The 19,397-nt window shown below is 73.2% G+C and carries 16 protein-coding genes; 4 read left to right on the forward strand and 12 right to left on the reverse strand.

Translation table 11 applies throughout. From position 1 onward, the window contains the following. Position 1: 1 nt before the first annotated feature. Positions 2-457 (reverse strand): (2Fe-2S)-binding protein, encoded by a 456-nt coding sequence (locus tag ACZ573_RS15200; RefSeq protein ID WP_327733902.1) that lies wholly within the window; start codon positions 455-457, stop codon positions 2-4. A gap of 21 nt (positions 458-478) precedes the next feature. Then, positions 479-2,707, reverse strand: coding sequence for a xanthine dehydrogenase family protein molybdopterin-binding subunit (locus tag ACZ573_RS15205; protein ID WP_471303774.1), 2,229 nt, complete (start codon positions 2,705-2,707; stop codon positions 479-481). 489 nt (positions 2,708-3,196) lie between these two features. Between ACZ573_RS15205 and ACZ573_RS15210 the strand changes: the two genes are divergently transcribed. Next, on the forward strand, positions 3,197-4,648 hold the full coding sequence (locus ACZ573_RS15210; RefSeq protein ID WP_471303776.1) for a PP2C family protein-serine/threonine phosphatase: 1,452 nt from the start codon (positions 3,197-3,199) through the stop codon (positions 4,646-4,648). A 143-nt stretch (positions 4,649-4,791) separates the two neighbouring features. On the opposite strand, the gene ACZ573_RS15215 is transcribed toward ACZ573_RS15210, so the two are convergent. Next, the gene (locus ACZ573_RS15215; protein ID WP_471303778.1) at positions 4,792-6,288 is read right to left on the reverse strand and encodes a DNA-binding protein NsdB; all 1,497 of its coding nucleotides are present in this window, start codon (positions 6,286-6,288) and stop codon (positions 4,792-4,794) included. Positions 6,289-6,519: 231 nt separating this feature from the next. Here ACZ573_RS15215 and ACZ573_RS15220 point away from each other — a divergent pair, with 231 nt between their 5' ends. From ACZ573_RS15220 to kstD, 3 genes are all read left to right on the forward strand, one after another. Continuing rightward, positions 6,520-7,644, forward strand: a complete 1,125-nt coding sequence (locus tag ACZ573_RS15220; RefSeq protein ID WP_471303780.1) for an aminoglycoside phosphotransferase family protein — start codon at positions 6,520-6,522, stop codon at positions 7,642-7,644. Positions 7,645-7,847: 203 nt separating this feature from the next. Further along, positions 7,848-8,441: a hypothetical protein gene (locus ACZ573_RS15225; RefSeq protein WP_471303781.1), complete on the forward strand. Its 594-nt coding sequence runs from the start codon at positions 7,848-7,850 to the stop codon at positions 8,439-8,441. 90 nt (positions 8,442-8,531) lie between these two features. Next, positions 8,532-10,325, forward strand: a complete 1,794-nt coding sequence (gene kstD / locus ACZ573_RS15230; RefSeq protein ID WP_471303783.1) for a 3-oxosteroid 1-dehydrogenase — start codon at positions 8,532-8,534, stop codon at positions 10,323-10,325. Positions 10,326-10,350: 25 nt separating this feature from the next. On the opposite strand, the gene ACZ573_RS15235 is transcribed toward kstD, so the two are convergent. The 9 genes from ACZ573_RS15235 to ACZ573_RS15275 form a co-directional block, all read right to left on the reverse strand. Beyond that, positions 10,351-10,851 carry a hypothetical protein gene (locus ACZ573_RS15235; RefSeq protein ID WP_030723069.1) on the reverse strand — a complete coding sequence of 167 codons (501 nt, stop codon included), beginning with the start codon at positions 10,849-10,851 and terminating at the stop codon, positions 10,351-10,353. An 87-nt stretch (positions 10,852-10,938) separates the two neighbouring features. Then, on the reverse strand, positions 10,939-11,700 hold the full coding sequence (locus ACZ573_RS15240) for a maleylpyruvate isomerase family mycothiol-dependent enzyme (RefSeq protein ID WP_471303786.1): 762 nt from the start codon (positions 11,698-11,700) through the stop codon (positions 10,939-10,941). A 34-nt stretch (positions 11,701-11,734) separates the two neighbouring features. Next, a complete protein-coding gene (locus ACZ573_RS15245) occupies positions 11,735-14,602 on the reverse strand; it encodes an ATP-binding protein (RefSeq protein WP_471303788.1) in 2,868 nt (955 codons plus the stop codon). A 102-nt stretch (positions 14,603-14,704) separates the two neighbouring features. Then, the gene (locus ACZ573_RS15250) at positions 14,705-15,112 is read right to left on the reverse strand and encodes an ACT domain-containing protein (RefSeq protein WP_373042493.1); all 408 of its coding nucleotides are present in this window, start codon (positions 15,110-15,112) and stop codon (positions 14,705-14,707) included. A gap of 113 nt (positions 15,113-15,225) precedes the next feature. Then, entirely contained in the window at positions 15,226-15,705 is a 480-nt protein-coding gene (locus tag ACZ573_RS15255; protein WP_471304112.1) for a GNAT family N-acetyltransferase, read from the reverse strand. A 128-nt stretch (positions 15,706-15,833) separates the two neighbouring features. Beyond that, a complete protein-coding gene (locus tag ACZ573_RS15260; protein ID WP_370466718.1) occupies positions 15,834-16,061 on the reverse strand; it encodes a DUF397 domain-containing protein in 228 nt (75 codons plus the stop codon). Between the two features lie 145 nt (positions 16,062-16,206). Beyond that, positions 16,207-17,373, reverse strand: coding sequence for a thiolase domain-containing protein (locus ACZ573_RS15265; protein ID WP_471303791.1), 1,167 nt, complete (start codon positions 17,371-17,373; stop codon positions 16,207-16,209). Continuing rightward, positions 17,370-18,428, reverse strand: coding sequence for a thiolase domain-containing protein (locus ACZ573_RS15270; RefSeq protein ID WP_471303793.1), 1,059 nt, complete (start codon positions 18,426-18,428; stop codon positions 17,370-17,372). The genes ACZ573_RS15265 and ACZ573_RS15270 overlap by 4 nt, the downstream gene beginning before the upstream one ends. Continuing rightward, complete coding sequence (locus ACZ573_RS15275; RefSeq protein ID WP_471303795.1) at positions 18,428-19,387, reverse strand: Zn-ribbon domain-containing OB-fold protein; 960 nt, start codon at positions 19,385-19,387, stop codon at positions 18,428-18,430. The genes ACZ573_RS15270 and ACZ573_RS15275 overlap by 1 nt, the downstream gene beginning before the upstream one ends. Positions 19,388-19,397: the final 10 nt, after the last annotated feature.

Below are 19,397 nucleotides of genomic sequence, written 5' to 3' on the forward strand. Positions count from 1 at the left end.
CTCACATCTTGCGCGCCGCGCTGCGGATGGCCTCCCGGATGCGGAAGTAGGTGCCGCAGCGGCAGATGTTGGCGATGGCGTCGATGTCCTCGTCCGTGGGCTCGCTCGTGCGCTTCAGCAGGGCGACGGCGGCCATGATCTGGCCGGGCTGGCAGAAGCCGCACTGGGCGACGTCCTGTTCGAGCCAGGCCTCCTGCACGGGGTGCAGGTCGTCCCCGTTCGCCAGGCCCTCGATGGTGGTCACCGTGCGGCCGGCGCACGCGGAGACGGGCACCACGCAGGGACGGATGTCGGCGCCGTCCAGGTGGCTGGTGCAGGCCTTGCAGACGTCCACCCCGCAGCCGTACTTGGGGCCGCGGACGCCCAGCATGTCGCGGAGCACCCACAGCAGGGGCAGGTCGTCGGGCGCGTCCACGGTGACGCTCCGCCCGTTGACGGTGAAGGTGTGCGAGGGCACTGCGTACTCCTGGATCCGGGACTACCGGGGGTAGGGGGTGAAGTCGACGTCGAAGTCGAGGGGGAAGCTGCGGGGTTGGGAACCGGTGGCCCTGGCCCAGGCGTTGGCGATCGCGCCGACGGCGGCGGGCACGCCGAGCTCGCCCGCGCCACCCGGCTCCTCGCCGGTGGCCGGCAGCACGAAGACCCGTACGTCGAGCGGGGTGTCGCGCTGCCTGGCCCAGTGGAACTGGCTGTAGCTGCCCTCCAGCGGAAGCCCCTTGTCGAGGTGCAGCCCGGCGCGCAGGGTGGTGGAGATCGCGTCGGTGAGGCCGCCGATCATCTGGGCCTCCAGTCCGCGCGGATTGACCGGCAGTCCCACGTCCACGGCGATGACGGCCTTGGTGACGCGGACGTGGCCGGGGTCCCGGGTGTCGATCTCGACGAGGCACGCGGTGCGGGACTTGTACTCCTCGTGGAAGGCGATGCCCTGCGCGCGACCGGCCTCCATCGGCCGCCCCCAGTTGCCCTCCTGGGCCACCTTGTCGAGTACGGCGCGCTGGGCGTCGGTCTTCAGGAAGGTGCGCCGGAAACGGTACGGGTCCCGGCCCGTCCGGGCGGCGAGTTCGTCGACCACGATCTCCTCGGCTCCGCGCGTGTTGGCGGAGTAGACCGAGCGCCATGAGGCGGTGGGGATCCCGGTGGGCACCTCGGTGAGGGCCTGGGTGGTGAGTCCGAAGTGGTACGGGGACTTCACCGTGGTCAGGAAGAGGGTCTGGGCGAGGGTGGCGTTGCCGATGCCCAGCGGCAGACGGGCCGCGGTGGCGGTGATGATCTCGCCCAGGCCGTGCCGGAAGTCGGTCTCGGCGGCGGCGACGCGGTGCTCGAAGCTGAGGACCTCGCCCAGCAGGTGGGTGGCGCGGATCTTGTGGTGGGTCGCGGGGCGCATCCGGCCGTGCCGGGTGTCGTCCACGCGGGTCCACATGAGCCGGACCGGCCGGCGGCAGGCCTTGGATATACGGGCGGCCTCCAGGGCCGCGTCGAAGAAGAGCCGCCGGCCGAAGGAGCCGCCGGCCTGGACCACGTGCACCGTGACCTTGGACAGCGGCAGGCCGAGATCGGCGGCGATGGTCTCGCGCGCCACGATCGGGGACTTGAGGCCGGACCAGATCTCGGCCCGGTCCTCGCGCACGTCGGCGATGGCGCAGTTGGTCTCCATCGGGGCGTGGCTGACGAAGGCGAAGTCGAACTCGGCGTCGACGTACGGGGTCAGCAGCGGCGGGACCAGCAACGGCGGGGTGGCGGCGCGCAGCTTGGCGCGGATCCCGTCGTCGGACAGCTGGTCGGCGGGTCCGGGGCCCCAGGTGACCTGGAGGGCCGCCTTGGCGTCGATGGCCTGCCCGAAGGTCTCGGCGACGACGGCGACCCCGGTCGGGACGGTCACCACGTGCAGGACACCGGGCATGGCCCGGACGGCGGCGAGGTTGGTGACGGTGCGGACGGTGCCGCCGAGGGTGGGCGGGCGGCGCACGACGCAGGGTTTGGCGCCGGGCACGTCGAGGTCGAGGGTGTACTGCAGGGTGCCGGTGACCATGGCGCGGGCGTCGACGCGGCCGGTCGGCCTGCCCACGAGGGTGTGCTCGGCCCGCTTCTTGGGGGTGGCGCCGAGGACGGTCAGTCCGGGGTCGGCGGCGGCCGCGGCGAGGTCGCCGTAGCCGGCGGTGCGGCCGTCGGGGGCGCGGACGGTGCCGCCGGAGGTGGTCAGCGAGGCCGGGGCCAGGCTCCAGCGGCGGGCGGCGGCCGCGACGAGGCGGGCCCGGGCGGTGGCGGCGCACTGGCGGACCGGCCCGTAGAGGGAGCGGATGGAGTTGGAGGATCCGGTGAGCTGGTTGAAAAGGAGCTCGGGGCGGGCATCGTCCAGCTCCACGCGTACGTCGGCCAGCGGCGCGTCGAGTTCCTCCGCGACCAGCATGGCCACGGCGGTGGTGAGGCCCTGGCCGACCTCCTCGCGCGGCAGCCGGAAGCGGATGGTGCCGTCCGCCTCGACGGCGAGCGCCAGCAGGGCCGAGGTGGGTGCGCCCGCCAGGATGAACAGGTCTCCCAGGTCGACCAGGTCGGCGATGGCCGGCAGGGAGGGCACCGCGGCACGGGCGGGCTGGGGGGCCAGCGCGTCGGCGCCGGCCCGGGTGACCAGGGCCAGGGTCGGCGCGGCCACGAGGTAGGTGAGGAAGGAACGGCGGCTCTGCCCCGTGGCGTCGTGCTGCCCGGTCATGTCGTTGTGAGTCCCCACGCTGCGCGGGTCCGCCCGCGCAGACCTCCCCCGGTTTATTACCGGCACGTAGGGTAGCGACCCGGCAGGGCGATGGGAAGCCCCGATCACGCCGCGTCATGTACGGCGACATCACTCGTTCGGGGGCATCCCGGGGGCCCGCCTTGATCCGTTCCTTACGCAATTCCCGCGGCGGGCAGGACTCGTACATCTCGGCCGTACGATCGAGCGACGGCCACCGGATGGCCTGATTCCGGCCGCCGTTCCCGCGGCGGAACGACCCCCACCGGCTGATGCCGTTGCGGCGCCCCGGAGTTCGCCTGACCGGATTCGTTCGCACGCCGCGGACAGGTCGGAAGGCCTACGGCATATACCAGAAGCAAGAACGTAGCGGATGTTGCCAAACGCCTTACACACCGTCGCGCCCTGTGCAACAGTCGTTACCGGTCCTTCCTTCAGACTTGGCCGTGCCGCGCCTGTATCGGAGTTCTCATGCCGTCCCACCTGTTCGCGGACCGTCCCGCGCAGCCGCCCGAGCCCGGGTCGGTGGACGCGCTGATCTCGCAGACCCGGCGGCTGCGGGGGGAAGTGGACGCGGTCCGCCGCGACACCGTCGTCGACGACGACGACGCCCAGGGCCGCTGGCAGCGCGCACTGTGCGATCTCGCCGTCCACCACCTCGACGACCTCCGCGAGCACCTCGACCAGCTCAAGGAGGGCCTGCCGCCGGCGCCCGAGACCGCTGGACAGCCACATGCGGCGCCCGAGACCGCCGGAGCGCCACAGGCGGCGCCCGAGACCGGCCCCGAGGCCCAGACCCGCGTCGGCAGCGCCGAGTGGAACCTGCTGACCGACGAGGTGAGTTGGTCCGACGAGCTGTTCCAGATCTTCGGCCGTTCGCCCGAGTCCGGCGCGCTCCCCCTCGACGAACTGGGCTCGACCCTCTTCTCCGAGGACCAGCCGCTCCTCACCGCGTGGGTCACCGCCTGCCTGGTGGACGGCAAACCGATCGACGGCGAGTTCCGCATCGTCCGGGCCGACGGCCGGGTCCGGACCTTGCACATGAGGGGCGAGCCGGTACTCGACTCCGACGGCTGCACGGCCTCGATGTGGGCCGTCCTGCGGGACGTGAGTGAACTGCGCCGGAGCCAGCGCGCGGTGCGCGAGTCACGTGACTCGCTGCAGCGCCAGCGGGAGATCGCGCAGACCGAGCGCCGGCTGGCGGTCGAGCTGCAGGAAGCCGTGCTCCCCCCGTGGCGCGGCTCCCTGCGGTTCCCGTACGGCAGCGCGGGCACGCTGGACGTGGCCGCGCACTACCTGCCCTCCGCGACCAGCGCGCTGATCGGCGGCGACTGGTACGACGCGCTCGAACTCCCCGACGGCTGCTCGATGCTGACGGTCGGCGACCTCACCGGTCATGGGGTGACCGCCACCTCCGGGATGGCGATGATGCTGGGTGCCCTGCGCGGCATGGCCATGGCGGGCATCGAGCCCGGCCCGCTGATGGGCTGGCTCAACCAGCTCCTGGAGACCTCCGTCCAGCCGGCGCTCGGATCGGCCGTGTGCTGCCGCTACGATCCCGCGCGCCGGGTCCTCTCCTGGGCGCAGGCCGGCCACCCGGCACCCCTGCTGTTCCGCCGCGGGTCGGGGCGCTCCCTGCTGCCGCCGGAGGGCGTCCTGCTGGGCGCGACCTCCGGAGCCTCGTACGGGCAGGCCGAGGAACGCCTCGAAGTGGGCGACCTGCTGGTCCTGCACACGGACGGACTCACCCCGCGCAGCATCGAGTTCAGCCGGGCGGACGGGACCGAGCGGCTGCTGGCGCTCGCGCCGCGGTTCTCGGCGGCGCGGTCGGCGCAGGAGTGCGTGCGGATCGTGATCGAGGAGTTCGGCGAGAGCGAGCGCGAGGACGACGCCTGCATGCTCGTCGCCCGGGTCGGCGGGTAACGGGCTCCGGACCGCAAGGCTGCAGGGCTGCAGGGCCAAAGCTGTAAGGGCTTCAGGGCCGCGCCGGAAGGCGCGGCCTTTCTCGTCTCCGTACGGGGCTTCGTACAAGGCGTGCGGCGAACCGAGCGGGGGCCGGCGTGGGACTACACCCCCGTACCGCGCGCGCCGCGCGGCGCCGGGGTGTCGGGGAGGGCCAGCTTGATCTCCTGGCGCAGGTCCTCGATGCGCGCGTACCCGGAGTACTGGGCGGTGAGCCGGTACATCTCCCGCAGCCGGTCCCAGGTCCGGTGCGAGGAGGTCTCGTTCATCGAGACCAGGGCGAGGCGGGCGTACCGGTCGGCCTGCTCCGGCTCGTCGGCGATGAAGCAGGCCGAGGCCATGGAGATGTAGTCGAAGATCTGCGAGCGCTGGTAGCCCTCACCGCGCAGCCGCAGGGCCTCCTTGGCATGGCGCGCGGCGATCGGCGCCGCGGCGGCGTCGTGGTCCGCGAGGGTCCGGTAGGCGAGGGCCTGCATGCCGTGCAGGTCGGCCTCGTCGAAGTGCTGCATCCAACTCGGCGGCGGCACGTCGCCCTTGTCGGAGACGAACAGCTCCTCCGCCTCGCCCAGGGTGCGACGCATGGCCTGGCCCTTGCCCATGGCCGCCTGCGCCCAGGCCTCGATGGTGTGCAGCATGGCGCGCGTGCGCGGGAGGGTCTGCTCGCCGGATCCGGACTGGGCGAGCTTCATCAAGTCCAGCGCTTCGTTCGGCTTGCCCAGGTGGACCATCTGCCGGGCGGCTCGGGACAGCGCCTCTCCCGCCCGCGGCCGGTCGCCGCCCTCGCGGGCCGCGTGCGCGGCGATGACGAAGTACTTCTGCGCCGTGGGTTCGAGCCCGACGTCGTGGGACATCCAGCCGGCGAGGACCGCCAGGTTGGCCGCCACCCCCCACAGCCGCCGCTGGAGGTGGTCGGGGTGGTGGTAGGCGAGCATGCCGCCGACCTCGTTGAGCTGGCCGACGACGGCCTTGCGCTGGAGTCCACCGCCCCTGGAGGCGTCCCAGGCACGGAACACCTCCACGGAGCGCTCCAGGGCCCCGATCTCCTGGGAACCGATCGGAGCGGCCTCGTAGCGGTCGTAGCCCGCTGGGTCGGCCTGGAAGGATTCCCCGAAGTTCCGGGTCTCCCCGGCCCGGGCGGGGTCGGTGTGCAGCCAGTCGTACATGGCGTTGCTGAGGGCGGAGCCGGCGGTGAGCACCGCTCCCGCGCCCATCAGACCGCGACGGTTGAGCATGAGGTCCATTCCCGTGAATTCGGTGAGGACCGCGGCTGTGCGTTCGGGCGCCCAGGGCATCCCGTCGGGGTTCTCACGAGCCCCGTCCGGCTGCCGTCTGGAGGTGCGCCGCTGCCGTACGAACCCGAGGTCCTCGATGGTCACGACACGACCGAGCCGCTCGGTGAACAGTGCTGCCAGTACCGTGGGCACCGGTTCGCGGGGGGCCTCCCCCATGTCGATCCAGCGCCGCACCCGCGAGGTGTCGGTGGCCAGTTGGGGGTGGCCCATGGCCGCCGCCTGCCTGTTCACCATCCTCGCCAGTTCGCCCTTCGACCAGCCGGCCAGGCCGAACAGGTCGTTCAAGCGGGTGTTTGGACCTTTGCTCACGTCAAGCCCCCAGGTTCTCGGCTGAGTTGACAGTAGCCCGCCGTCAGATGCCCAGCGACTATTCGCCAGGCTTCGCCAGGGCACGCCCGATGGTTCGCCACCTTGCGCTCGGTGTCAGGTAGGAATGCGCCTCCCCGACCCGGTTCACCGGCGGAACTCCCCAGGGTGAAGTACGGGATCCGGCGGGGCGGCGTACGCAACTCGTCGGCGCACGAAGGGATCCGTATCACCATGTACGCAGCAACGTCCTCCGTGTCCGCACCGGTCCGGTCGCACCGCACGCTCCCGGCTGGCGGCGGCCCCTACCTCGAACCCGGCCGCCCGTCGGCCCCGGCTCAGGGCGCCGTCCGGGCGCGGCGGATGCCGGGTACCGGATCACTCCCCGTCAGCGGAAGAATCGACCTCTCCGGGCCGCAGGGGGCGCAGCTGCGCACCGCGCTCGCCTCGGTGCAGCGGATCTGTCCGGAGTTCGCCCCGGTGCAGGTACTGCGGCGCAGCGGCCGTTCGGTCCTCCTGGTCGGCACCACCGGACGGATGACCGCCGTCGCGAAGGTTTTACTGGATCACTCGCCCGAGTGGCGTGAGCGCTACCGGCACGAAATAGCGGCATACCGGGCCTTCGTCCGGCACCGCCCGCCGGTCCGGGTACCGCGGCTGATCGCCGCCGACCCCGAGAACTGCACGCTGGTGGTGGAGCGGATGGCGGGCCGGGTCGCGGCGCTGCAGCGGCACCCGGTGGAGCCGCCGCCGCGGGTGGACCTCCGGGCGGCCCTGGGCGCGGTGTGCCGGGTCAACCAGTGGCGGCCGCCGACGGAGTTGTTCGGCACCCCGATGAACTACGCGCGGCGGATCGCCCGCGACTACGAGCTGGGGCTGCTGACCGACCGGGACCTCGGTGACCTGCAGAAGCTGCTGCACGGCGTGAAGATGTCGGGCACCGCGCTGCAGTTCAACCACGGTGACGCCCTGCTGTCGAACCTGCTGCTGTCGCCGGCCGGTCCGGTCCTGCTCGACTGGGAGCACGCGGGCTGGTACCTGCCGGGGTACGACCTGGCCACGCTGTGGACGGTACTGGGCGACGCCCCGGCCGCCCGCGCGCAGATCAGCCGGCTCGCCCAGTCGGCCGGTCCGGCCGCGCGGGACGCCTTCCTGGTCAATCTGATGCTGGTCCTGACCCGGGAGATCCGGATGTCCGAGACGGCGGTGCAGCGCTCGATGCTGGCGACCGCCCCGTCCCAGCCGCTGCCGGTGGGCGCCCTGTCCTCCGGCGAGGAGCAGCGGCTGCTGCTGCGCCGCCTGCACGACGACGCAGGGATGGCGCGCCGAGCGGTCCGCGCGGCGGTCGGCACGCGCTGACCGTCCCCCGATACGCGAAGTCCCGTGGCCCCCACCGCCACGGGACTTCGCCGTTCACGGGTGCGGACAGGGGTACGGGGAGGGGGCGGGTGTCCCCCGTCCGGGGGAGCCGGATCCGCCCGGCGGGCGATCCGCGCGCTGCCGGGCAGCTGCGATCTTCGGAGCGGAGCGGGCAAGGGCTGCCCGCGAGTCCGGAGGAAGCCGTGTCCGTACATCCCGCTGTCCGCCCGGCGGGCGGGCGCTTCGGTGCCGCCTGGAAGGCCGCGCACGCCCCGGTGGCGGGGGTTCCGCGCTGGGCGCGGGTCGCCGCGTACGCCGTCCCGCTCACCGTTCTGCCGTCCGGCATCTGGCGGTTGGGCCTCCTCTTCGTCGACCATTCCGCGGCGGACAGCGGGCAGCTGCCGGACTGGCTGCCGCTGGAGGTGTACGTCGTCGTCCTCTCGGTCGTGTCCGAGCTGCTGGCGTTCACGGCGGTCGGGCTGGTGGCCGCGTGGGGCGAGGTGGTCCCCCGGTGGATCCCGGTGCTGGGCGGCCGGCGGATCCCGGTGGCGGCGGCCGCCATCCCGGCGGCGCTCGGCGCCGTCGCGCTGACCGCTCTGTGGACGGTCCTCGCGGCGATGACCCAGGTGGCCGGGACCACCATCCAGGGAGATCCGGTACCTGCGAACTTCCCCAGTGAGGCGGGTGGCTGGACCGCGCTGTGGTTCTACGTCTGCTACGCCCCGCTCCTCCTGTGGGGTCCGCTGCTCGGCGTGGTGACGGGGGCCTACTGGAGGCGGCGGCGCCGGATGCCTTGACATCACATGATCCCCCGAACACCTTTTCTGACTCAGCATCAGAAATGCTGGAGGCACTTCCCCTCCTCCCCACACCGCTGGAGCCCGCCCATGTCCGCAAGCGCTTCACGCACCGACCCCGCCCCCCACCCGTCCAGACGCGGGGTCCTCGCCGGAACGGGGGCCGGGGTGCTCGCCGCCACCGTGCTGCCATCGGCCACCGCCCGGGCCGACGGCGCCCAGGACGGACCCCCGCTCGGCGAGTACGACGTCGTCGTGGTCGGGTCCGGGGCCGCCGGGATGACCGCCGCGCTCACCGCCGCCAAGCGGGGGCTGAGTGTGCTGGTGGTGGAGAAGGCCCCGACCTTCGGCGGATCGGCCGCCCGGTCCGGAGCCGGTATCTGGCTGCCCAACAATTCGGTGATCCTGGGTGCGGGGGTGCCGGACACCCCGCAGAAGGCCCAGGCGTACCTCGCGGCCGTCGTCGGGCCCGAGGTGCCGGCCGACCGGCAGGCCGCATTCCTCGCCAACGGGCCGCGGATGCTGGACTTCGTGATGGCCAGCAGCCCGCTGAGGTTCCGCTTCATGGAGGGCTACAGCGACTACTACCCCGACCTGCCGGGCGGACTGCCGAACGGCCGCTCCATCGAGCCGGACCAGATCGACGGCAACATCCTGGGCCCCGAACTGGCCCGCCTGAACCCGGCGTACATGCCGGTTCCGGCCGGGATGGTGGTCTTCAGCCAGGACTACAAGTGGCTGAACCTGGCAGCGGTGAGCGCCAGGGGGCTCGCGGTGTCCACCGAGTGCCTGGCGCGCGGCACGAAGGCGGCGCTTCGCGGCGAGAAGCCGCTGACGATGGGCCAGGCCCTGGCGGCCGGGCTGCGCGCCGGGCTCCAGCGGGCCGGGGTTCCCGTCTGGTTGAACAGCCCGCTGGTGGACCTGGTCGTGGAGGGCACCTCGGTCACCGGCGTGGTGGTGGAGCAGGGCGGCGCACGGGGCACCGTACGGGCCCGGCGCGGGGTGGTCATCGGTTCGGGCGGGTTCGAGCACGACGCGGCGATGCGGGCGCGGTACCAGCAGCAGCCGATCGGCACCCAGTGGTCGGTGGGCGCGAAGGAGAACACCGGCGACGGGATCCGGGCGGGGCAGCGGGCGGGAGCCTCGCTGGCGCTGATGGAGGACGCGTGGTGGGGGCCGTCGATCCCGCTGCCCGGGGAGCCGTACTTCTGTCTCGCCGAACGGACCCTGCCGGGCGGCCTGATCGTGAACGCGAACGGCGCGCGGTTCGTCAACGAGGCGGCGCCGTACAGCGATGTGGTGCACGTGATGTACGAGAAGGACCGGGGCGCGGCCGGCTCGCACATCCCGGCGTGGCTGATCGTGGATCAGAACTACCGCAACAGGTACCTGTTCAAGGACATCCTGCCGACGCTCCCCTTCCCGGACTCGTGGTACCAGGCGGGGGTTGCGAAGAAGGCGTGGACCTGGGACGCGCTGGCCGGTCAGATCGGGGTCCCGGCGGCGGCGCTGCGCGCGACGCTGGGGCGGTTCAACGCGCAGGCGTGGAGCGGCGACGACGCCGACTTCCACCGGGGCGGCACGGCGTACGACCACTACTACACGGACCCGAACGTGCACCCGAACTCGTGTCTGGCACCCGTCTGGGTCCCGCCGTTCTACGCGTTCAAGATCGTGCCGGGGGATCTCGGTACGAAGGGCGGCATCGTCACGGACGCCCGGGCGCGGGCCCTGCGCCCGGACGGCTCGGTGATCCCGGGACTGTACGCGGCCGGCAACGCGAGCGCGGCGGTGATGGGCCACAGCTACGCGGGGGCCGGATCGACGATCGGCCCCGCGATGACCTTCGGCTACGTGGCGGCGAACGCCATCGCGGACGCGTGACGCCCGCGCCGGGGGATGTGGACGCTCAGCCCTGCTGGAAGAGCTCGGCGGGGAGCGGCTTCAGGAGGGCGTAGAGGTCATCGGTGATCGGGCGGTCCCAGCTGGCGATGGTGACCAGCACGTTGTCACTGCGGTCGAACTGGACGCAGGAGATGCGGGACTCCGACAGCTTGATCTTCCGGACGATGAGGAGGTTGTCGCCCTGCATGACGGGGCAGTCCTCGACGCCGGTGACCTCGACGTCCTCGTCGTTCTCCAGTGCGTCGAGGAGCTGGGCCACCTCGAAGGGGATCTGGCCGTCGGTGAGGTCCCGGGCCGGGGAACCCTCCGGGAGGTTACCGATGATCATCGCGGGGCCGCGTCCGCCGAACAGGTCGTAGCGGAGGAAGACACCCTGGCAGCTGCCGTCGGGCGCGGGCAGCAGCCCGGCCCCGAGATTGCCCGGCCAGTCCCCCGGGTCCATGGCCAGGACATCGAAGTCCGGGCCGGCGGGTGTGGCGGCGCGGTGGCGGCGGAGGAAGGACATGCCGCCATGGTACGTGGCCGCGCGAGTTTTCCGGCCCGGGGGCCCGCATCCGGGGACCTGTCCGGGCCGGGCCCGCCGGCCCGGCCGTCAGACCGGGGGGACGAGCGTGAACCAGTGCGGGAGCAGGGCGGCGTCGCCGGTGACGCGCAGGGCGGTGGGCGGGAGGCGGCGCCAGAGGAACAGGGCGAGGTCGGAGGCGGTCCCGGAGGCCTCGACGTCCGCCGGGGCGGTGGCACCGGGCTCCAGCAGGACCTGGTCCCCCGAGAAGACGACGGTCCAGGATTCCGGACCGTCGGTGCGCCGGAAGCGGTACCTCTCCCCCGTGCCCGGCGGTGCCTGCTGCCAGCCGCGTCGGGCCGGGGCCATCACCTCGATCGTCTGGGTCACGGCGTCCGCGGCCACGGCCGGGTCGAGGCGCCCCGGGGTACCGGTCGCGGATTCGGCGTCCCAGCGGTGCACGGCCAGCTCGATCAGCTGCATCCGGAGCCAGAATCCCGTGCTCTGCTCCGCCGACCAGGTCCAGACCGCCGTGTCCGGCCCCATCCCGTGGAAGAGCTCCGCCAGCTCCCGGGCGCCCTGCGCGAACCAGTCGGTCAGCGCGTCCGGGTCGCCGGGGACCTCGGGGAGGGTGAGGCCGGCGGGGTCGGGCGGGACCGTGAGCCGTTCGCGCAGCACGTGCGCGAGGTAGCGGTGGACACCGCCCAGGTGCCGGACGAGGTCGGTGACCGTCCAGCCGGGGCACGCGGGCACCGCGGGCACCGGCTCTCCGAGGTCGAACGCCCGGCGCACCGCCTTCTCGAACGCTGCCGCCTCGGTCCGGAAGGGGGCGAGCCTCTCGTCATGATCCATGGGATCCACCCTGCCCGCCGGGCGGCGGATCCGATCACGTTGAGCTACGGGCGAACGACTCCAGTGCGTCCCTGAGCCCGGTCCGGTCGGTGCCCAGCTTGCGGCAGGCCGCCGACAGTGCCCAGTCCGGCGCGGGCAGCACCACGGTCTCCGGCGCGGGCTCCTTCTCGGCGCGCACGGCGAGGTCCGCCGCCTGCCGCTCCTCCTCCGTGAGCCCGTCCTCCCATGCCAGCCCGCATGGCAGGGCGCCGCCCAGGCCCAGCAGGGTGTCGGTGGTCTCCGCGGCCAGCCCGTCCGCGCCGCATTCGCGCGCCGTCACCACGGCCTGCATCAGCAGGTCCGCGTCCCGCAGCTCGGTACCGAGCGCGGCCAGGGCGCAGCCCAGTTCGTAGCCCGCCGGTGAGGCCGAGAGCAGGGCGACCGCCTCCTGGAGGAGCCCGGCCCGCTCCTCGGGGGCGGCGACCTGCGCCGCCACCCGCAGGGCCTGGCCGATGCCCGAGGCGGCGCCGAAGGCGCGGGCCCGCCGGACGGCGTCGCCGGCGAGGGCGCGGGCCCGCTGCGGATCGTCGGTGGCGACCGCCCGGGCCAGGTGCAGCTGCCACGGGCACCAGGCCGGATTCTGGATGCCGCGCGGGGTCAGCCGCCGGTCGACCGCCTCCAGTTCGACGATCGCCGCCTGCACCTCGCCCCGGGACAGGAGCAGTTCGGCGTACACGGTCTGCGAGTCGGGGAAGACCACGGCTGCCGGGAAGGGGCTTCCGTACTCGTGCTCGCGGGCCAGCTCCCAGGCTTCCTCGGGCCGGCCCCGGGCGAGCAGGGTGGTGAGGAGGATGGCTATGGCGTACCAGTGCACGGGGGTGCGGCGGCCCACGCGTTCGGCGAGCCGCAGCCCGGCCCGGGCCAGTTCCTCGGCCTCCACGAGCCGCCCGCGCCGGTAGCGGACGTAGGCCCGCAGACTGTAGGCGAAGGAGAGGTGCGCCCCGCGCCAGCCGTGGTGCTCGAACTCGGCGGTGCCCGCCTCGAACAGCTCCTCGGCGCGTCCGGGCCGGTCGGTGTACATGTGGGCCATCGCGACCAGGACCGGGACCTCGAAGCCGCGGTCCTCGTGGGCCCAGCTGAAGGGCCGCTCCAGGACCCGTCCGGCGTGGTGCAGCACCACGTCGACCGGCTCGCCCCGCAGGCAGGCGTCCCAGGCGCGCAGCCCGATGATGTACCGCTCGGTGAGGTCGCGCCCGGTCAGCCGGTCGGCGAGGCGGGCGAGCCGGCGGGAGCGGGCCGGGGAGTCGGTCTCGGCGGCGTTGAAGGCGTCCCACATGAACTGCTCGGACTGCAGGCGCAGCCGGGCGCGTACGTCCTGGGTGTACGGGATCTCCCGCGCGAGTGATTCGGAGGCCTCGGCGAGCCGGTCGCTGTGGGCGAGGACCTGGGCGAGCCGGATGACGATGCCCTGGCGCAGGGCCGGGTCGTCGGAGGGCTCGGCGAGGGCGGCCCGCAGGTGGTTGACGGTGTTGGCGGGCTCGGTGAGCAGGGAGGCGCAGCCCAGCTCGTAGAGGACGGCGGCGCGTTCGTCGAAGTCCGGGGGTTCGAGCAGCGCGCGGGCGAGCTGGCGGCGGGCGGCTTCGGGGGCGCCGGCCCGCAGGTTCTCGCCGGCGGCCTCGCGCAGGATGCGTACGACCCAGGGGTCGTTCTCGGGGTGGGTCTCCAGCAGGTGGCGGGCGGCTGCGGAGGAGCCGAGTCCGGCGTCGACGACGGCCGCCGCGGCCTTGCCGTGCAGGGCGACGCGGAGCGCGTCGGGGATGGCCCGGTAGATGGAGGTGGCGATGAGCGGGTGGACGAACTCCAGCCCGGCGCCGGCCTCGGGTTCCTCGGCGGCGGCCGCGGAGAGGATGCGGGCGTCACGCAGTCGCCGGGTGGCGTCCGAGGCTTCCTCGGCGCCGAGGGCGGCGACCCGGGCGGCGAGGTCCTGCGGGATGGCGGTGCCGAGGACGGCGCAGGCCCAGGCGAAGCGGACGGTGGAGGGGCCGAGGCGTTCGAGGCGGGCGACGAGGCCGCTGCCGCGCTGGGCGGCGGCGAGGTCGCGCAGCTGCGGGGCGTTCGACTCGACCGGGGGCAGGCCTTTGCCGCGGACCTTGGCGGTGAGTTCGACGGCCTCGAAGGGGTTGCCGGTGGTGACGGCCCAGGCCTCCTGGCAGAAGGCGTCGTCGGCGTGTGCGCCGACGGCCTCGCGGACCAGGGTGGCGACGGCGGCCGGGGTGAGCGGGGCCAGGGGCAGCGGGCGCTGTCCCGCCCGGCCGGGCAGCGTACGGAAGGCGTCGGCGTGGGCGGGCAGTTCGTCGGGGCGGTAGGCGACGACGAGGAGCAGCGGCAGGTGTTCGGCGCGCGGGGCGAAGGCGGCGAGCCAGCCGAGGGACTCGGGGTCGGCCCAGTGGGCGTCGTCGAGGACCAGGACGACGGGGGCGCGCTTGACGACGAGGTGGGTGAGCACCCAGTCGAGCCCGTCGCGCAGGCCTTGGGGGTCGGGCGGGACGCCCTGTTCCGGGGCGCAGAGTCCGAGGGCCGGGCCGACGATGGAGTACCAGCCGCCGAGCGCGGCGCGCAGCTCCTGCTCGGAGGTGCCGGCGAGCTGGGGCTGGATGAGCTGGCGGGCGACGTGGAAGGGCTGGCTCTGCTCCTGTTCGCCGCCCCGCGCGGCGAGCACGGTGCAGTTGCGGGCGAGGGCACGGCGGCGCAGTTCGGCGAGCAGGGTGGTCTTGCCGAGTCCGGCGGGGCCGGAGAAGGCGAGCAGCGCGCCACCCGCGTCCGGCCCGGGGCCGGTGAGCTGGTCCAGGGCTTCGTCGACGATCGCGAGTTCGGCATCGCGTTCGACCATCGCGCGCCGTGTGCGGGTCCGGCGGTCCGTCATGGCTGGTACCCCCCAGGCCTGTTCGGGGGATCAGCGTACGCCCGCGCGCAGCGCGTGGGATCCCCGTGCGGAAAAGAATCCGATCTTCTTTTCCGGGGGGCGTCAGTCGTGTACGGAACGGGCCGCGAGGTCCTCCAGGACGGCCACGGCCTCGGCGGCCCGGTCGGCGGCCACGAAGAGGTGGTCGTGGTGGTAGCCGGCGATGACGTTGCAGCTCAGGCCGTGTGCGCCGAGTTCGGTGGCGAAGGCGGCGGTGAGCCCGACGGCGTCGAGGGCGGAGTGGATCCGCAGGGTGATCCAGCCGGCCGTGTAGTCGTAGGCGAGCCCGGCCGCGTCGGCGTCCTCCTGGCGCAGTACCAGGGTGAGGCCCTCGGGTTCGAGGACGGTGGCGACGGGGGCGGTCCCGGCGGGGACGGTGGTGCCGTCGACGGTGCAGAAGACGTACCGCCCCTCGTTCAGCTCGGGCCGCATGCCGCTCAGGAGTTTCCGCAGATCGTGCTCTCCGCTCATACGGCCACCCTACCCATCGCTTCGCTCCCGTTATGGGCGGTCCGTCGGGGCGGGCCACCGCGCGGCAGAGACGGCTTGGTGCTGCGACCGGAAAGGTTCACCGGGTCACAGCACTAGGCAAGACGCTTGCGCATCACGGTGCACATCGTCTCGTGGCGGCGCAGCGTCCCGTCCGGGGCCTGCTCGGTCCACGCGTCGGGCCGGCGGCCCCGGGCCACGTAGCCCAGCCGCTCGTACAGAGCCCGCGCCCGGGGGTTGTCCTCCTCCACGCCCAGCTCGGCGTGGAGCAGTCCGCGGTTCCTGATCCGCGCCTCAGCCGCTCCGATCAGGAACGTGCCGATGCCGCACGACTGCAGTGCGGGGTGGACGGCCAGCTGCCACAGCGTTCCGACGCCCTCCTCGGCCTGGTAGTCGACGCCGCCCTTGGCCACGGGAACGTCCGTCGCGGTACAGACCGCGAGGTAGTCGACCTCACCGAGCCGGGCGCGCTCCAACTGCCGCGCGACCCCGGCCAGGTGGTGCTCGGAGCCCGACCACCCGCACGACGCCAGGTCCGCGTGCCTCAAGTCGCGTACGGACAGCTCCAACACCATGCCGGTCACCTTCACCACCTCCGGCCCTTCAGCATCGGCGCCCCCCGCGCCGGGCGCAACACCGTTTCCGCGGAGGGCCGCAGACCCCCGGACCGGGCGAAGGACCGCCCGGTCGGGGTCGGGTCGGCTCAGGTCAGGTCGAACTCACCGCCCCGCGCGTTCAGCACGAACTTGTGCCACTCGTCCGGCGAGAAGATCAGTGAAGGGCTCTCGGGACGCTCACTGTTGCGCATCGCGATGAAGCCCTCGACGAAGGCGATCTGGACGTCGCCCGCTCCCCGGCTGCTCGACTGCCAGTCCGCCTCGGTGAGATCGAGGTCCGGCTTCCCCCAGCCAGCGAGGGGCTGTGAAGTCATGCTCTCGGCCACGTGCGTGCTCCTCCCGGTACGTCGTCCGGGGGCAAGGTTAACCACCGCAGCGGGTGCCGGACAGGCCACGGTGAGTCACCCGTGGCCGGTCCGGCTCCCCGGCCGGCCCCTCCGTCGTCGGCCGGGCCTGTGTTCAGGAGGTCGGCTCCTGTGCCCCCACCAGCCACATCGCGAAGAACTGCGCGCCGCCGCCGTAGGCGTGCCCCAGTGCCCGGCGGGCTCCCGGAACCTGGTGTTCCCCGGCCTGACCGCGGACCTGGAGGGCCGCCTCCGCGAAGCGGATCATGCCGGAGGCGCCGATCGGGTTGGTGGACAGCACACCGCCCGACGGATTGACCGGAAGGTCCCCGTCGAGTTCGGTGACCCCGGCCTCCGTGAGCTTCCAGCCCTCACCCTCCGCCGCGAAGCCGAGGTTCTCCAGCCACATCGGCTCGTACCAGGAGAACGGTACGTACATCTCGACCGCGTCGATCTCGCGGCGCGGGTCGGTGATGCCGGCCTGGCGGTAGACGTCGGCCGCGCAGTCCTTGCCGGCCTGCGGCGAGACGAAGTCCTTGCCGGCGAAGAGGGTGGGCTCGCTGCGCATCGCCCCGCCCTGCACCCAGGCAGCCGGCTTCGGCGAACGGGCCGCGCCCGCCCGGTCGGTGAGGATCATCGCGCACGCGCCGTCCGAGGAGGGGCAGGTCTCCGAGTAGCGGATCGGGTCCCACAGCATCGGCGAGGCCTGGACCTTCTCCAGGGTGATGTCGTGCTCGTGCAGGTGCGCGTACGGGTTCTTGAGCGCGTTGCGCCGGTCCTTGTACGCCACCAGCGAGCCCACCGTGTCCGGCGCACCGGTGCGCCGCATGTACGCGCGCACGTGCGGGGCGAAGAAGCCGCCCGCACCGGCGAGCAGCGGCTGCTGGAAGGGGACGGGGAGCGACAGGCCCCACATGGCGTTGGATTCGGACTGCTTCTCGAAGGCGAGGGTGAGGACGGTGCGGTGGACGCGGGCCGCCACCAGGTTCGAGGCGACCAGGGCGGTGGACCCGCCGACCGAACCGGCCGTGTGCACGCGCAGCATGGGCTTGCCGACCGCGCCGAGGGCGTCCGCCAGGTACAGCTCGGGCATCATCACCCCCTCGAAGAAGTCGGGGGCCTTGCCGATGACGACCGCGTCGATGTCCGCCCAGGTCAGTTCGGCGTCCGCGAGGGCGCGCGCCGCCGCCTCGCGGACCAGTCCGGCGATGGAGACGTCGTGGCGGGCCGCCACGTGCTTGGTCTGGCCGATCCCGACGATGGCCACGGGCTCTTTACTCACCGTGCGTCCCCTTCCAGGACGGCGACCAGGTTCTGCTGGAGGCAGGGGCCGGAGGTGGCGTGGGCGACGGCCCGCTGCGATGCGCCGCGGTGGATCCGGGCGGCCGCCTCGCCGATGCGGATCAGGCCGGCGGCCATCATCGGATTGGCGGCGAGCGCTCCCCCGGAGGGGTTGACGGTCACGTCGTCGCCGAGTCCGAGGGCCTTGCGGAGCACGACCTCCTGGGAGGAGAACGGAGCGTGCAGTTCGGCCGTGTCCACGGGGGCTTCGAAGAGGCCGGCGTGTTCGGCGGCGAGCCGGGTGGACGGGGAGTCGGTGAGGTCGCGCAGGCCCAGGCTGTGGGCCTCGATGCGGTGGTCGATGCCGGTGATCCAGGCGGGGCGCTCGCACAGCCGGCGCGCGAGGTCGCCGGCGGCCAGGACGACGGCGGCCACACCGTCGCCCACGGGCGGGCAGTCTCCGGTGCGCAGCGGCCTGACCTGGTAGTCGCCCTGCGGGACGGGGCCGCGGAGCTGGGCGTGCGGGTTGGCGGCGGCCGCGTCCCGGCTGCGTGCTCCGACGGCGGCCAGGGCGCTCTCGTCGGTCTCGCCGGCGTCGATCAGGGCCTGGGCCTGGAGGGCGGCCAGGGCCACCGCGTCGGGCCAGAGCGGGGCGACGTAGTACGGGTCGAGCTGGCGGGTCAGCACGTCGCGCACCGAACCGGGTGAGGACTTCCCGTACGAGTAGACGAGCGCGGTGTCGGCCTCGCCGGTCTGGATCTTGACCCAGGCCTCGTAGAGGGCCCAGGCCCCGTCCATCTCGACGTGCGACTCGGAGATCGGCGGCCAGGCGCCGACGCCGTCGAGGGTCATGGTGAAGGAGAAGGCCCGGCCGGCCAGGTAGTCGCTGGAGCCGGAGCAGGTGAAGCCGATCTCGCCGGCCTTCAGGCCGGTGGCGGCCAGCACCTGGTGCAGGACCGGCATGACCATCTCGACTTCGCTGAGCTCGTCGGTGCGGCGCAGGTGGTCGCTCTGCGCGAAGGCGACCACCGCGACCTCGCGGGCGTATCGGGCCATCAGATGAGCTCCTTGTACGCGTCGTAGTCCGCGTCCGGTTCGCCGGTGGGCCGGTAGTGGTCGGGGTAGCGGCCGCCCTCGGTCCATACGGGCTCGACGCGCAGGCCCATGCGGACCTGGTCGTAGGGGATGCCGCCGATCCGGCCGTGGAGGGCGAGGCCGGCGCCGTCGAGGGCGATGTGGGCGTAGACGTAGGGGACTTCGATGTCGAGATTCTTCGCCTTGATGTTGACGATGCAGTAGGTGGTGACCGTGCCGGCCGGGCCGACCTCCACGCGGTCGGTGGTGGCCACCCCGCAGGTGGGGCAGGCGCCGCGCGGCGGGACGTACACCTTGTGGCAGGAGGGGCAGCGCTCGCCGACGGTCCGCCGCTCGGAGAGGGCGTTGATGTACGCGGTCTGGGCGCGGCCGGGGCTGTAGACGTAGTCGAGGCGGGCCTCGGCGACGATGCCGGTGACGGCGTCGGCGAAGCCCCCGTCGTGCGGGACGGCGTCCCCGCCCGCGGGGCCGTCGTACGGTTCGAAGCAGGCGATGTCGGTGATGGCGCCGGTGCGCTCGGCGGCCCAGCGGACGCGGACGCGCATGCCGGTGCGGACGGCGTCGGGGCCGGGCGCGTCGAGGGCGTGCAGGAGGGCGGTGTCGGCGCCGTCGAGCTTGACCAGCACCCAGGCGAAGGGGGTGTCCAGGGGCTGTTGGGGGCGGGGCCGGTCGTTCCACGCCCAGGTGGTGACGGTGCCGGTGGCGGCGACCTCGACGAGCTCGCGGATCTCCTCGGCGGTGACGGGGTCGTACTCGACGGGCGGGACCATCACCTTGCCGTCGGAGGTCTTCACCCCGAGGACGGTGCCCTCGCGCAGCCCGGTGAGGAAGGCGCTCTGGACGGGCCCGAGGGACCGGGTGAAGGGGAACTCGACGATGAGCGGCGCGCGGAGCACCTCCGGTGGGGAGGGAGCTGTCATGGCGATTCTC

The organism is Streptomyces sp. NPDC040545, assembly GCF_055595065.1.

What these genes read in the sequence shown, in the direction of transcription:
- ACZ573_RS15250 (WP_373042493.1), bottom strand. Translation starts at nt 15,112, where the DNA reads ATGAGCGGAGAGCACGATCTGCGGAAACTCCTGAGCGGCATGCGGCCC.
- kstD (WP_471303783.1), top strand. Translation starts at nt 8,532, where the DNA reads ATGTCCGCAAGCGCTTCACGCACCGACCCCGCCCCCCACCCGTCCAGA.
- ACZ573_RS15240 (WP_471303786.1), bottom strand. Translation starts at nt 11,700, where the DNA reads ATGGATCATGACGAGAGGCTCGCCCCCTTCCGGACCGAGGCGGCAGCG.
- ACZ573_RS15260 (WP_370466718.1), bottom strand. Translation starts at nt 16,061, where the DNA reads ATGACTTCACAGCCCCTCGCTGGCTGGGGGAAGCCGGACCTCGATCTC.
- ACZ573_RS15275 (WP_471303795.1), bottom strand. Translation starts at nt 19,387, where the DNA reads ATGACAGCTCCCTCCCCACCGGAGGTGCTCCGCGCGCCGCTCATCGTC.
- ACZ573_RS15235 (WP_030723069.1), bottom strand. Translation starts at nt 10,851, where the DNA reads ATGTCCTTCCTCCGCCGCCACCGCGCCGCCACACCCGCCGGCCCGGAC.
- ACZ573_RS15220 (WP_471303780.1), top strand. Translation starts at nt 6,520, where the DNA reads ATGTACGCAGCAACGTCCTCCGTGTCCGCACCGGTCCGGTCGCACCGC.
- ACZ573_RS15255 (WP_471304112.1), bottom strand. Translation starts at nt 15,705, where the DNA reads ATGGTGTTGGAGCTGTCCGTACGCGACTTGAGGCACGCGGACCTGGCG.
- ACZ573_RS15245 (WP_471303788.1), bottom strand. Translation starts at nt 14,602, where the DNA reads ATGACGGACCGCCGGACCCGCACACGGCGCGCGATGGTCGAACGCGAT.
- ACZ573_RS15210 (WP_471303776.1), top strand. Translation starts at nt 3,197, where the DNA reads ATGCCGTCCCACCTGTTCGCGGACCGTCCCGCGCAGCCGCCCGAGCCC.
- ACZ573_RS15270 (WP_471303793.1), bottom strand. Translation starts at nt 18,428, where the DNA reads ATGGCCCGATACGCCCGCGAGGTCGCGGTGGTCGCCTTCGCGCAGAGC.
- ACZ573_RS15205 (WP_471303774.1), bottom strand. Translation starts at nt 2,707, where the DNA reads ATGACCGGGCAGCACGACGCCACGGGGCAGAGCCGCCGTTCCTTCCTC.